The organism is Bradyrhizobium sp. USDA 4452 (assembly GCF_054063575.1).
Genome location: NZ_JBSSGK010000001.1, coordinates 7,148,749 through 7,161,560, shown reverse-complemented (window position 1 = coordinate 7,161,560; position 12,812 = coordinate 7,148,749). Strand labels below are relative to the sequence as shown.

At 66.2% G+C, this 12,812-nt stretch carries 10 protein-coding genes and 1 pseudogene; 3 read left to right on the top strand and 8 right to left on the bottom strand.

All coding sequences use genetic code 11. The features are described 5' to 3' along the window. The first annotated feature begins 54 nt into the window (after window positions 1-54). Together ACVISU_RS33585 and ACVISU_RS33580 are read left to right on the top strand one after the other, a co-directional pair. A complete protein-coding gene (locus tag ACVISU_RS33585) occupies window positions 55-1,413 on the top strand; it encodes a hypothetical protein (RefSeq protein ID WP_050405216.1) in 1,359 nt (452 codons plus the stop codon). A gap of 38 nt (window positions 1,414-1,451) precedes the next feature. After that, entirely contained in the window at window positions 1,452-2,177 is a 726-nt protein-coding gene (locus ACVISU_RS33580; RefSeq protein ID WP_456710962.1) for a formyltransferase family protein, read from the top strand. Between the two features lie 63 nt (window positions 2,178-2,240). On the opposite strand, the gene ACVISU_RS33575 is transcribed toward ACVISU_RS33580, so the two are convergent. From ACVISU_RS33575 to ACVISU_RS33560, 4 genes are all read right to left on the bottom strand, one after another. Continuing rightward, window positions 2,241-2,504 carry a hypothetical protein gene (locus ACVISU_RS33575; protein WP_456709801.1) on the bottom strand — a complete coding sequence of 88 codons (264 nt, stop codon included), beginning with the start codon at window positions 2,502-2,504 and terminating at the stop codon, window positions 2,241-2,243. A gap of 372 nt (window positions 2,505-2,876) precedes the next feature. Then, window positions 2,877-4,331 carry a short-chain fatty acid transporter gene (locus ACVISU_RS33570; protein ID WP_456709800.1) on the bottom strand — a complete coding sequence of 485 codons (1,455 nt, stop codon included), beginning with the start codon at window positions 4,329-4,331 and terminating at the stop codon, window positions 2,877-2,879. Between the two features lie 51 nt (window positions 4,332-4,382). Further along, window positions 4,383-6,449, bottom strand: coding sequence for a molybdopterin dinucleotide binding domain-containing protein (locus ACVISU_RS33565; protein ID WP_456709799.1), 2,067 nt, complete (start codon window positions 6,447-6,449; stop codon window positions 4,383-4,385). A gap of 27 nt (window positions 6,450-6,476) precedes the next feature. Beyond that, window positions 6,477-7,784 (bottom strand): molybdopterin-dependent oxidoreductase, encoded by a 1,308-nt coding sequence (locus ACVISU_RS33560; protein WP_456709798.1) that lies wholly within the window; start codon window positions 7,782-7,784, stop codon window positions 6,477-6,479. 143 nt (window positions 7,785-7,927) lie between these two features. On the opposite strand from ACVISU_RS33560, the gene ACVISU_RS33555 reads away from it, so the two are divergent. Next, complete coding sequence (locus ACVISU_RS33555; RefSeq protein ID WP_456709797.1) at window positions 7,928-8,605, top strand: GntR family transcriptional regulator; 678 nt, start codon at window positions 7,928-7,930, stop codon at window positions 8,603-8,605. Between the two features lie 117 nt (window positions 8,606-8,722). Here the strand turns inward: ACVISU_RS33555 and ACVISU_RS33550 are convergent, their stop codons facing one another. The 4 genes and pseudogenes from ACVISU_RS33550 to ACVISU_RS33535 all read right to left on the bottom strand — a co-directional run. Next, window positions 8,723-9,490 carry a crotonase/enoyl-CoA hydratase family protein gene (locus tag ACVISU_RS33550; protein ID WP_456709796.1) on the bottom strand — a complete coding sequence of 256 codons (768 nt, stop codon included), beginning with the start codon at window positions 9,488-9,490 and terminating at the stop codon, window positions 8,723-8,725. A gap of 24 nt (window positions 9,491-9,514) precedes the next feature. Further along, complete coding sequence (locus tag ACVISU_RS33545) at window positions 9,515-10,297, bottom strand: SDR family NAD(P)-dependent oxidoreductase (RefSeq protein ID WP_456709795.1); 783 nt, start codon at window positions 10,295-10,297, stop codon at window positions 9,515-9,517. Window positions 10,298-10,315: 18 nt separating this feature from the next. Next, the gene (locus ACVISU_RS33540) at window positions 10,316-11,566 is read right to left on the bottom strand and encodes an acetyl-CoA C-acetyltransferase (RefSeq protein WP_456709794.1); all 1,251 of its coding nucleotides are present in this window, start codon (window positions 11,564-11,566) and stop codon (window positions 10,316-10,318) included. Between the two features lie 243 nt (window positions 11,567-11,809). Beyond that, window positions 11,810-12,088 (bottom strand): annotated as a pseudogene (locus ACVISU_RS33535) (helix-turn-helix domain-containing protein); the annotation flags it as partial. Window positions 12,089-12,812: the final 724 nt, after the last annotated feature.

Below are 12,812 nucleotides of genomic sequence, written 5' to 3'. Positions count from 1 at the left end.
TCCGCCTGATCTGGCCGCCCCGCCCGTACAAGGTTAACGAGGGGTAGCGCGGGCATGATTTCGGCTGACACGGTGCAAGCGGACGGCTTGCCGACGGATTTCGACCAATTACTGGCTGCGAACGGCATCCGGATGAGCGCGGCACAGCGCCGGCGGCTCGCATGGCTGTCCGAACGGCTCGGACGCGCAACCGTTCATCAGGCCGGCTCCTTGCCCGGGCGGGACCATGGCGTCATCATCCTCGTCGAGCCGCCGAGCGGCCCCGCCGCCGAAATCCTCTACCGATCGCTCCGCGCCGATTGCGCGGTCGTGGTCCCCTTCGGCGAAAATCCCGCGTTCGATTTCCTGAAGTCCAAGCTGACGGACTTCGGAACCATCGGCCCGAGCTTCGATGGCCCGCACGAGATGTGGTGGGGCGGCCTCAACTGGCGCCCGATCGCGCCCGCGCAAGGTGCCCGATCCGACGCAGCCCTGCGCGTAGTCTCCTGCTATCCCCGCGCCTGCGGCGAGGATCACGCCAGCGCGCTGCGCGAAAAGCTGGCCGAATTCGAGATCGCCAGCGACATCGTGCCGATCGACACCGCGGACGGCCAGCACATGCGCGCGTCCGAGAAGTCCGCCTTCATGCTGCGGATGTGGCAGGAGCACCGCGAGCCGCTGCTGTTCATCGAGGCCGATGCGACACTCAGCGAGCCGCCATTGCTGCCGTCGTCCCTCGGGTGCGACATCGCGCTCCACAAGTGGAACCGGTGGGAGATGTCGGCACGCACACTTTATCTCGGCCGTACCGCGGCCGCCGAGGCGCTGCTAAACAACTGGCATCATCTCGCGATAGCATACCCTGCGGTCTGGGAGGGCTACCTGCTCGACCAGGCCTGGAGCCTGACATCGTCGCAGATGGCGCTCGACACCGCCTGGCTGCCGCGCTCGTACCATGCCCCCGCCGAGGATGCCGGCACGCCCCGCCACACCACGGTCGTCCACCATCTGCCGACCGACAACAGCGACCTCGGGCCCGATGCCGAATTCGGCGTCACGATGCGGGCGGCGCGGCGCGCCAGCCGCAGCGGCGGCCGCGACGCCATGATCGTGATCGAGTCGCCGGCAGCCTCGAACGACGCGATCACCGTGATCCTGCGCGATATCGCGACCAGCGACGCGCGCGAAATGGCTGCCAGCATCGAGGCGGTCACCGGCGCGTTCGCCGCCGATTGCGGCGGATTCGGCCGGCTCGAGCTCGCGCTCTGCCCTTGGCAGGACGATATCCGCGCGGCGAAATCGGCAGCCGCCAGCGCGAACAACCGGATCATCGAGATTGCCCCGTGGCAGGCATTGCCGGCCGATCTGTTCCGCGCAGTGGGGCAATCCCGCGATGTCGGCAGCGTCCTCGTCATGGCCGGACAGCGCGGCTGATCAACGGCACAACCGGCAGGCAAGAGAAGGACATCGACATCATGAAGACCATCATCCTTCTCACCGGCGTCGCCAGCCAGCAATTCGCGCTCACCGAGCTGTTGAAGGCACACAATCCGGCGCTGTCGTTCCGCTGCGCGGTGACGGCCGAGGACCTCGCAGCGATCGAGCCCGAAGTGTTGCGCGAGGCCCGGCTATTGGCGTTCACCACCAGCATCATCGTGCCTGAACGCATCCTGGCGGCGCTCGGCCACGGCGCCTACAATTTCCACCCCGGCCCGCCGCAATATCCCGGCTGGGCGCCGGCGCATTTCGCACTCTATGACGGTGCGCGCACGTTCGGCGCGACCGCCCATGTGATGGCCGCGCGCGTCGATTCCGGCCCGATCGTCGGGGTCGAGTCCTTCATCATTCCCGACAAGATCAGCGTGCGCGGGCTGGAGCAGATCGCCTATGTGCGGCTTGCCCATCTGTTCTGGCGGATGTCGCGCGATCTCGCCCGCGATCCCGCGCCGCCAAGGGAACTGGAAATCGCCTGGTGCGGCATCAAGAGCACCCGGCAGATGTACCGCGACATGTGCGAGCTTCCCGCCGGCATCAGCGCCGGCGAGCTGACCCGCCGGATCCGCGCCTTCCACGACGACTTCCGTGCCATCCCGCTGACCGTCTCCCTGCACGGCATCCGCTTCCAGCTCGCGACGACTGCCACGCAGGCTTCCGAGGCACCGCAAGCGGCCTCGCCGCCGCTCGCGGCCGCGTCCTGAATGGTGTGCGTCGGTCTTGGCATTTCTGGCCGAGCGGCAAGGTTGCCTTTCAGAATTCGCTTGTCAGATATTGCGTGAGGTCGATGGAGGCTGGCCGCGGGCCGGGCGACGCTGCCGCAACAGAGCCCTCACCGCACGCTCTGCGGCGCGCGCGGAGCCGAAATAGCCGCCATCGAGACCATCGAAGGCGCGATCCGAGGAGAAGAAGCAGAAGCCTCTGGCGTCGCTGACGACGATACCCGCCGTTCGATCCGATATCTCGATGACGTAAGCTTGGGACGTTTTGGCTTGAGACGTTTGGGCGTCGGAGATTTGGGCCTGGGACATGCGTGCTCGATCGCCGGATGACGGCGCTCCTGTCTGATTGTCGGGTGCTTGGATTTTTCTTAAGCGATCAACAACAGACGCCGGTCGCCGCCGAGACGCAGCGACGCTGCATGCGGCTTCGCATGTCAGACATCAGGCTGCGGTGGTTACGTCTCATGGCGGTGATCTCGAACAACACGAATTGTCGGGGATGAATATCCGGCTGAATCGCGCCTGGGTCAATAAAATGGCCATCCAAAGATGGCGGCCCGGCGCAATGCCTCGTTCGTGCGGACAGAAAAAACAGCACAGTTTTGGTGACGCCGGATGCGGACGCTTGAATCGGCGAGATGCTGGCCGGGCATGGCGCTCCTGATGCCCGGCCGCACTCGCTCAGGGCAGGATCGGCGGGTGATAGGTGAAAGTCGCCATCAGGATCGCGGCCAGCAGCATCACGATCGGGAAGTGGATGAAGAACTGCACCGAGGTGTAACCGATCAGGTCCTTCGACTTCAGGCCGAGGATGCCGAGCAGCGGCAGCATCCAGAACGGGTTGATGAAGTTCGGCAGCGTCTCGGCGATGTTGTAGACCATGACGGTCCAGCCGAGATGCGCGCCGATATCGTTGGCCGCCTTCATGATGTAGGGCGCCTCGATGATCCACTTGCCGCCGGCCGACGGCACGAAGAAGCCGAGCAATGCCGAATAGATTCCGACCAGGAACGAGAACACGGTTGAATTGCTGGAGGCGCCGACGAACCAGTGCGCGATGGTGTCCGACAGCGTGGTGCCGCTGCTGTTCGGCACCTTGGTCAGGATCTGCGCGATGCCGGCGTAGAACGGAAACTGCAGCAGCACGCCGGAGACGCTCGGCATCGCCTTGGAAAAGGATTCGATCAGGCTGCGCGGCCGCCAGTGCAGCACGATGCCGAGAATGAGAAAGACGAAATTGTAGGTGTTGAGCCCCGACAGCGTGATCAGCGGATTGCCCGACTGGAAGGTCTGCCACAGCCAGCCGGCGGCAAGCAGCGCGATCAGGATCGTCAGCAGCGGACTGAACTCCAGCCAGTCGCCCGGACGGGCCGGCTTCCTGGCCTCGATCCGATCATCGCCGAGCGCAACACCGAGATCTTCCGCCGTCTTGGCTTGCTCCGGCGCCGGTGTCGTGAAGTAGCAGATCGCCGCCGACACAACGCTCACCATCACGACGGTGACCATGTTCTGCCAGGTCAGGATGGTTTCCGAGAAGCCGATCACGCCGGTGATCGGCAATAGCGATGCCGGAATGCTGCCGGCATTGGCCTGGAGCTGTGCGGCCGACGACGTGATGCCGAGAGTGAAGCCGCAGCCGAGCCCGAGATAGCCGGCGGCGCCCGCCGCCCGATAATCGAGGCGGATGTCCGTGCGCCGCGCGATCTCCCGCACCAGCAGGCCGGAGAAGATCAGGCTCAAACCCCAGTTCAGCAGCGAGAGGAAGATGCTGAGCATCCCGACGAACACCACCGCGCCGCGCCCGGTCTTCGGCACGCTCGCGAGCCGCGCCAGCACGGCCGCGATCGGCGGCGACATCGCCACGACGTAGCCGCCGATCGCAACCAGCGCCATCTGCATCGTGAACGGAATCAGATTCCAGAACCCATCCCCAAATGCGCGGCTGACGGCGAGCGGCGAGCCACCATGCAGGATCGCGCCTGCGGCGACCGCGATCACGGCGATCAGGACGAAGACATACGCGTCCGGGAACCAGCGCTCGGCGAACGCCACCAGGGCCTGCGAAAATCGCGCCATGATGTTGTCGGCGACAGGTTTTCGCAGGCTCACGGTTTGGTCGTGCGTTGCATTCGTCATCAATCTGATCCCCTTCCGGTGATGCGGTTGGCGTTCAATCTTGTTTGGTCATCAAAGCGCGAGCGTGAGGTCGGTGAGCGGCACAGCCTGGCAAGTGAGGCACTGCCCCTCGTTCCCGTCGACAGGGCCGAGATGGGCGAACTCCCCATCGACGACCTCGACCGCGCAGCTTTCGCATTGCCCGACACGGCAGCCGCTCGGCAGCACTACACCCGCCGCACTTGCGGCATCGAGCAGCGTCCCCTGCTCCGGTCCCCACGAAAAACTCTGCTTGCTGCCCGCAAGCCGGATGGTTCGCGGCGCAAGGTCGCGCGGCACCGACGGCGGCGACACGAAGCTTTCGGCGAAGACGTCGAACCGCGGGATACCGAGCGCCACGGCAGCCTCGATCTGCGCCGTGACGAAATCCGGTGAGCCGCAGATGTAGACCAGCGGGCGCCGTGCCAGCAGCGGCTTGACCCGGTCGAGATCGAGACGGCCCCTGCGTAACGACGGCGAAGCGACCGCGTCCTGCGCGAGCGGGGCCGAATAGAACGTCACCCGCGTCAGCGCCGGCGTAGAGGCTTCCAGTTCCGCGAGCCGCCGGGCGAACGGATGCTCGCGGCTGCTGCGGCAGCCGTGCAGCAGCAGGACTTCGGCAACGCGACCTTGTCGCGCCGTGAGTTGCAGCGTCTCGAGATGACTGATGAACGGCGTGATGCCGATGCCGGCGGCGAGGAAGACCAGCGGCCGCGGCCCCATCAGTGGCGGCGTGAAGATGCCGCCCGGCGGCTCCAGCAGAACCTCGTCGCCAACCGCAAGACCATGCAGACGATCCGGCATGAAGAACGGCGCATCGCCGCCCCGCGCCTCGTTGAAGAAGCGCCCCTTCGCCGCAATCGATAGCGCTTGCGGCAGGCTGCCCGATCCGGTCAGCGAATAGGCGCGCACCTCCGCAGCGCCCGGCAGTGAGACCATCACATGCTGGCCCGGCAGGAAATCGGGCAGCGGGCCATCGTCAAGCGGCCGCAGGCTGAGCGCCACGACATTGTCGGCCTCGGTCCGGCGCTCGCCAACCACGAACCGCCGCTGGCCGCTCCAGACGCCGCGGCTGGCCATGTCGTCCCGCCTGATATCGCAGACGATCGCGCGCAGCGGAACGGAGCCGCTGACCGGATCGCGCGCATCGTCGTGCAGCACCGCGTTGATGTTGCGCGTAAGGGTGCCGGCCGCAGCCGAGCGGTCACGGCCGAGCGGCGGGCAATCTTCCCACCAGCCGAATTCGGCGACGACGACACGATCGTCGAGCGCCGCATTGAGGCGCACCTTCAGGCGCACGGCACCGCCTTGTGTCTCCACCACGGCCCAGTCGCCTTCCACAAGTCCACGCCGCGCGGCGAGTTGCGGGCTGATCTCGACGGCCGGATCGGGCGACTTCCGCCGCAGCGAGGCGACATGCCGCCAGGAGGAGTGCACGAACCAGCCGCTCTTGGCGGTGGAGAGTACGAGCGGAAAGCGTTCGTCCGCGGCAGTCGTGAGCGGGCTGCCGACCGGTTCGACATGATCGGGCAACGCGTCATGCCCGTGCCGCAGCATCAGCTCCGAATAGATCTCGACACGGCGTGTCGGCGTCGCAAAGCCCGCCGCCGTGCCGTCGTCACGCGTGACGGCGTATTTCTCATCGCGGAAGACCTGTGGGAAGCGGCGTCCTTCCGGATGGTCGCGCAGATCCTCGACACCAATGCCGAGCGGCGCCAGTTGATAATTCCAGCCGGCCTTGATGTCGCCGCCGAAGAACAAGTCCCCCATGCCGAGCTTGAGCGCGAGCGCGGCGGCGATCTCGTAATCGGCCTTCACTTCACCGATCGGCTCGACCATCCGCGGGCGGAACTGCACCGTCTCGACGGCTTCCTGCGTGATCTCGAACCCGATCTTGAGCGCGTCGCGCTCCCATGGCGTGCTGGCCGGCAGAACGAAATCGGCGCTCTCCGCGGTCGGATTCATGAACATGTCGACATGCACCTGGAATTCCAGCGCGTTCAGTGCAGCCTTGTTGCGCTCGGAATGGCCCTGCGAGACGACGAAGTTGGTGCCGAAGGCGACCAGCGCGCGCACCCGGTAAGGCTCGCCCTCGAGCACGGCACGGCTGAAGTCGCGCGCCGTGATCTAGCCCTTCGCCGGCGGGCCGAGCGGCAGGTCGGCGATGCCGAGCGCCTTGGCCTGCTGCTCCGGCGGCAGGATGTTGTAGTCGTTGAGCGGACGCGTCGGCGGCGGCACCGGCCAGCGATTGCCGCCGGGCCGATCGCAGGCGCCGGTCAGCGCGTAGAGCGATGCGATCGCACGCTCGATCGCGGTGGCGTTGGTGTGCTGACCGACGCCGGTCCAGGAATGATAGGCGAGCCGCGGCCGGGCGGCGAGCAACGCATTGAACGCGTCAATGTCTTCGACGCGCAGCCAGGTCAGCTCCGACACGCGCGCCGGCGTATAGGGCGCGGCGCGCTCGGCCAGCAATTCGAACGCGGTTGCCGCCGACATCATCCGGCCGTCGCATGCACGGATCGACAGTTCGCCGCGAAGCCGGCCGCCGCGCTCCGGCGCGTAACGGGTGTCGCAAGCCACCGGCGTGCCCGACGCATCGAGACGAACGAAAGCCCCAGGCGCGCCATTCGGCCACAACGCGTCGGCGCGCAGGAAGCGCCCCGTTGCGCGATCGACCAGCAACGATCCATTGGTCCATTGGTCGACGAAATCCGCATCGAAGCTGCCGGTCGCGATGAGATGACGGATCGCGCCCATCGCAAGGGCGCCATCGGCGCCCGGGCGGATGCGCAGCCAGAGATCGGCCTGCTGACCTGAGCCGTTCGGCTTGGGATCGACGACGACGACCTTCGCGCCGCGCCGCCGCGCGTCCGCAATCCGCGTCGCCTGCGCAAGCCAGGTTCGCGCGGGATTGTGGCCCCACAGGATGATCGCATCGGCATTGTCGTAATCGGGAAAGCCGATGCCGCGGCCGAAGGTCAGCGCGTGCGCGTAGTCCTTGTGCCAGCCGCAGATTTCGACCGCGTAGATCAGGTTCGGACTGCCGAAGCCGCGGATGAAGCGCTCGACCCACTCGAAACTGTCAACCATCGGCGTGCCGCTCGGCGTGGTGACGCCGAACGCAACCGCCTCGGCGCCACTCTCGGTGCGGATCCTGCCGAGCCGGTCGGCGATCTCGGTCAAAGCCTCCTCCCAGGACACCTCGACCCAGCCGGGATCGGCGGCATCGCGCGGCCGGGTCCGCTTCAGCGGCACGGTCAGGCGGCGCGGGCTGGCGACGATTTCGGGGGCGGCCCGACCCTTGGCACAGAGCGCGCCGCCGGTCGGGTGGTTATTAAATACCTCCACACCGACGAGACGTCCGTCTTCGACCACGGTGATAGCACCGCAGCGCGAGCGACAAAGCGTGCAATAGCCGGGTAGTCGCTGTTTCACCGCCGTCTCATCATCAAGTCAGTCGTTGTGACGCATTTTAGTAGTGCGTTACACATTTACGTCATACGCTACCGGCCCCGTCAAGGCTAAGTAATAATCAGCGACGAATCGGAGCTCGGAGCGAGAGGCGCCGCGAACCACCCATGGACCAGAATTTGCGCGAACAGGTGCTGCAGCGGGTGCGCGCCGAGATCATTTCCGGGCAGAGCCTCCCTGGGACGATGTATTCGGTGCCGAGTCTGGCAGCGAGCCTCGGCGTCTCCTCGACACCGGTTCGCGAAGCGCTGCTCGAGCTCAGCCGCGGCGGCCTGGTTGAGCCGATGCGCAACCGCGGCTTCAAGGTGGTGGAGCCGACGCTGACCGAACTGCGCAATCTGTTCGACATGCGCGAGGTGCTGGAGCTGCACGCCGCCGTGCTGGTCGCCGCCAATCCTCCAAAGGATCTGCCGGTCGTGCGCGGCTGGGCCGACCAGATCGCGAGGGCCGTCGAGACCGACGACGTCCAGCTCTATCTGGAAGCTGACCGCAACTATCATCGCGAGTTCATCGCGGCCGCCGGCAACGAGCTGTTGACCGACATGGTCATGAGCCTGCGCGACAAGATGCGGCTCTACGGCATCAGCTCACGCGCCGGGCTCGAGCGGCAGCAGGCCTCGGTGCCCGAGCACTACCGGCTGATCGATCTCGCGCTCGCCGGCGAGACGGAGGCGCTGCCGACCCTGCTCCGCAGCCACATCCGCTCCTGGGAGCCGATCTTCGTCGACGCCTTGATGCGCTCGAAGGAGCATGCGCGCGAGCCGCTGAGGCAGGCGCGGGGCTGACTCGCGGAGCGAGCCAGACAGCTCGTCGCAGTGCCAGGCCAGAGCATTTCGGTTCCGATCGAACCAGAACTGAAGCTCTAGATTCTAGTTCGACCCGTTACCGAAACAAGCAACGCCTTACTTGCCCTTCCAGTTCGGGGCGCGTTTTTCTGCGAAGGCAGCTGCACCCTCGCGAGCATCTTCGGAGACGAAGACAGGACCGACGATCTCCTGCTGCTTCTTCCACATCTGGTCTTCCGGCCAGAGCCGGGACTCGACGATCACCTGCTTGGATGCCTTGACGGCAAGCGGACCGTTGGCACCGATCGCTGCCGCAAGCTTGAGCGCGGCGTCGAGCGCCGGCCCGTCGGTCACGCGATTGATGATGCCGAGCTCGTAGGCGCGCTGTGCGCCGAAGAACTCCCCGGTCAAGGCGAACTCCATCGCCACGCGGAACGGCATCTGGCGCGGCATGCGGATCAGCCCGCCCGCCGCCGCGGCCAACCCGCGCTTCACCTCGGGGATTCCGAACTTGGCGTTGCGGTTGGCGACGATCATGTCGCACGCCAGCGCGATCTCCATCCCGCCGGCGAGCGCGTAGCCATCCACCGCCGCGATCAGCGGCTTCTTCGGCGGCGCCTCGGTGAGGCCGGCGAAGCCGCGGCCGGGAATCGACGGCCGCTCGCCCTTCAGGAACCCCTTGAGGTCCATGCCCGAGCAGAATGTGCCGCCGGCACCGGTGATGATGCCGACGCTGAGGGCCTCGTCGGCGTCGAGCCGGTCGATCGCCGCGGCCACGCCCTTGGAGAGGGCGAGGTTGGCGGCATTCTTGGCTTCCGGCCGGTTCAGCGTGATGATCAGAATAGGTCCGCGGACTTCAGTGAGGACCGGAGTTTCTTCGGACATCGCTTTGGTCTCCTGCGGGTTGGGTTAGCGCGGGGCCATGCGGATCGCACCGTCGAGACGGACATCTTCACCGTTGAAGTAGCCATTGGTGATCATGGTCAGCGCCAGATGCGCATACTCCTCCGGCATGCCGAGACGCTTCGGGAACGGCACCGACGCGCTGAGCGCGGCCTTGACGTTCTCAGGCGCCCCCTGCAGCAGCGGCGTGTTGAAGATGCCCGGCAGGATGGTGTTGACGCGGATGCCCTCGGCCATCAGGTCGCGCGCGATCGGCAGGGTCATGCCGACGACGCCGGCCTTCGAGGCCGAATAGGCCGCCTGCCCCATCTGGCCATCTTCGGCCGCGACGGAGGCCGTGTTGACGACCGCGCCGCGCTCGCCGTGCTCCAGCGGAGACAGCGACAGCATGCCCTGCGCCGACTTGGCGATGCAACGGAAGGTGCCGACGAGGTTGATCTGGATGATGCGGTTGAAGGCGTCGATCGGGAAGTGCGTGGGTTCGCCGGTCTTCTTGTCCCGGCCGGCGGTCTTCACCGCGTTGCCGGTGCCGGCGCAGTTCACCAGGATGCGCTCCTGGCCGTGTGCCGCGCGGGCCTTGGCGAAGCCCGCGTCGACCTGCTCGTCGGAGGTGACGTCGACCTTGCAGAACACGCCGCCGATCTCCTTGGCGATGGCTTCGCCCTTCTCTTCGTTGAAGTCGAAGATCGCGACCTTCACGCCCTGCGCGGCAAGCGCGCGCGCGGTGGCCGCGCCGAGGCCCGACGCGCCGCCGGTGACGACGGCGGCGACCGATGAATCGAGTTTCATGGCGTTATCCTTTCGCGATCAGATGCGTTCGATGATGATGGCGGGCGCCATGCCGCCGGCGGCGCACATGGTGACCAGGCCATAACGCCCGCCGCTGCGCTCGAGCTCGTCGAGCGCGGTGCCGATCAGGATCGAGCCGGTGGCACCGATCGGGTGGCCGAGCGCGATCGAGCCGCCATTGATGTTGACCTTCTCGCGATCAAGGTCGAGGTCGCGGATGAACTTCTCGGCGACCACCGCGAAGGCCTCGTTGATCTCCCAGACGTCGATGTCCTCCTTGGTCAGGCCGGCCTTGGCGAGGACCTTCTTGGCCGCCGGAACCGGCGCGTTGAGCATCAGCGTCGGATCGTCACCCTGATTGGCGTAGGCCACGATGCGGCCGCGCGGCTTGAGGCCGTGCTTCTCGGCATATTGCTTCGACGTGATCAGCACCGCGGCGGCGCCGTCCACCACGCCCGAGCTGTTGCCGGCATGATGTACGCCCTTCCACTCGAGGCCCGGGTAGCGGCGCTGGATCTGCTTCTTGAACGTCGTGCCGTTGCCGAGGTCGAAATCGGCAAGCTGCTCGAAGCTCGGCTTCAGCGAAGCAAGGCCTTCGGCCGTGGTCTCGGGGCGCGGGAATTCTTCACGGCCGAGGGCGACGCTGCCGTCGTCGTTGAGGACGGGGATCACCGACTTGGCGAAGCGGCCTTCATCGATCGCCCGCTTGGCGCGCTGCTGGCTCGTCAGCGCCAGCGCATCGCAGGCTTCGCGGCTGATCCCCTCACGCGTGGCGATGGCGTCGCCGCACACGCCCTGGTGCGACTGCGGATGGATCTCGTCGAGCGCCGGATTGCCCGAACCCATCATCCGCGGCGGCTGCCCCGCCTTGGAGCGCTCGGCCGCGAGGGTCTGCTGATAGCTCATCATCTCGGTGCCGCCGGCGATGACGCAATCCTCCATCCCCGACATGACAGACGCTGCCGCGAGGTTCACCGACGTGATGCCGCCGCCGCAGAAGCGATCCAGCGTCGTGCCGCTGGCGCTGATGTCGTAGCCGGCGGCGAGCGCCGACATGCGTCCGAGATCGCCGCCCTGCTTGCCTTCCTGGGTCGAGGTCGACCAGATGATGTCGTCGACGGTCGAGGTGTCGAGCTTGTTGCGCTCCTTGAGCGCGCGCAGCACCGTTGCTGCCAGCTGCTGCGGATGCAGGTGCGACAGCGCGCCCTTGCCTGGCTTGCCGATGCCGCGCGGCGTGCGGACCGCGTCAATGATGTATGCTTCAGACATGCGTTTCCCTCTACCTTGGATGTTTCTTTGACTGTGGGCTCGTGCCGATTGGTCCCGACCGTTTCCGCTGCGCTTTCTACCCCGGAACAAGCCGAGGCGTCAGCGGTGCGGCGTGACCGAAAGCGGCGCGGAAACCGGCTTGCGCTGATCTTCGAAGTAGCGCGCGTTGATCAGCATGGACGGCTGCGTCGGCTCGCGCTCCCGCCCATCGGCGCGGGCAGGCTTGCCGCCCTCCTCTGCAAACAACGGGACGCTGGGCGCGCCGGCGTGCGGACCGAGAGCGTATTTCTGCTCTTGCGGCAGGTAGATCAATTGGCCGATCTGGGTGAGGGTCAAGGTGAGACGGGAGACCGTCGATCGGGGAAGACCGCAGCGATCGGCGATTTCGCGATTGCCCAGGCGTATGCTTCGACCTTCGAAGCAACGCACGATGTCGAATGCGCGCGATACCACCTGTATCACGCGCCGGTTGTCGGTGCCGGCGGTGTCTTGCGCCATCAGTACTTCAGATCGACGTCCCATCGTTTACGCCTCACTCCTCATTTTTGCGTTCGGGTGAATGAAGCCCCCCCGGGTTCGGGCAGGACGCGCCGATCCGCGGCATCGCTGTCGAGCGCGCAACGCCGAGCGGCGCGCGCGCGAACGGACTTGCACTGCAGGATCTGACGGCAGGCGCCTTGTCTTGCAGCCCGGTGAAGCCGCGACCACGCGGGGCAAGCAGCTTCGGATCTCGACGGCCGGCCAGCATCAGGCGGATTCTTTCCCTAGGGTTTCAGGCCTTAATTAATTGATTAATTAGTCAGGTGATTAAAGTGGGCGCTCCGCCCTGTCAACCGTCCTCGCCGCAGGGCGCCCCGCGCTCGGGTCGCACCTCCCGCATCGCTCAAGCCGCTCGGGGCCGATTTATCGGAACAGCAGCTGCCGGTCCGTCGTGCCTGGCGTCGAGCCGATGCTGGGTGGTGATGCGCGGCACGAAAGCCGGTCGCGAGCGCCGAGACGCAACGATGGGGCGTGCGGCACGTCAGCCTTCCTCGTTCGACGTGGCGCGCCCATGCCGCTCCCACTCCGCAAGCACCGCTCAGATACCGAAATGCGGTCGCTGATCAGCGATCGCATTGAGAATGAATTTCCTTTGCCGATCGACGGGCGAAGCGAGCATTCCATAGAACCGGCATGGTTCGACCCATTGATTGCAAACTGGACGCATCGATCATGGTTCGCGTTCGAGCCAGGCAAAGACGTGCTA

What these genes read in the sequence shown, in the direction of transcription:
- ACVISU_RS33550 (WP_456709796.1), bottom strand. Translation starts at nt 9,490, where the DNA reads ATGTCCGAAGAAACTCCGGTCCTCACTGAAGTCCGCGGACCTATTCTG.
- ACVISU_RS33585 (WP_050405216.1), top strand. Translation starts at nt 55, where the DNA reads ATGATTTCGGCTGACACGGTGCAAGCGGACGGCTTGCCGACGGATTTC.
- ACVISU_RS33545 (WP_456709795.1), bottom strand. Translation starts at nt 10,297, where the DNA reads ATGAAACTCGATTCATCGGTCGCCGCCGTCGTCACCGGCGGCGCGTCG.
- ACVISU_RS33570 (WP_456709800.1), bottom strand. Translation starts at nt 4,331, where the DNA reads ATGACGAATGCAACGCACGACCAAACCGTGAGCCTGCGAAAACCTGTC.
- ACVISU_RS33555 (WP_456709797.1), top strand. Translation starts at nt 7,928, where the DNA reads ATGGACCAGAATTTGCGCGAACAGGTGCTGCAGCGGGTGCGCGCCGAG.
- ACVISU_RS33575 (WP_456709801.1), bottom strand. Translation starts at nt 2,504, where the DNA reads ATGTCCCAGGCCCAAATCTCCGACGCCCAAACGTCTCAAGCCAAAACG.
- ACVISU_RS33540 (WP_456709794.1), bottom strand. Translation starts at nt 11,566, where the DNA reads ATGTCTGAAGCATACATCATTGACGCGGTCCGCACGCCGCGCGGCATC.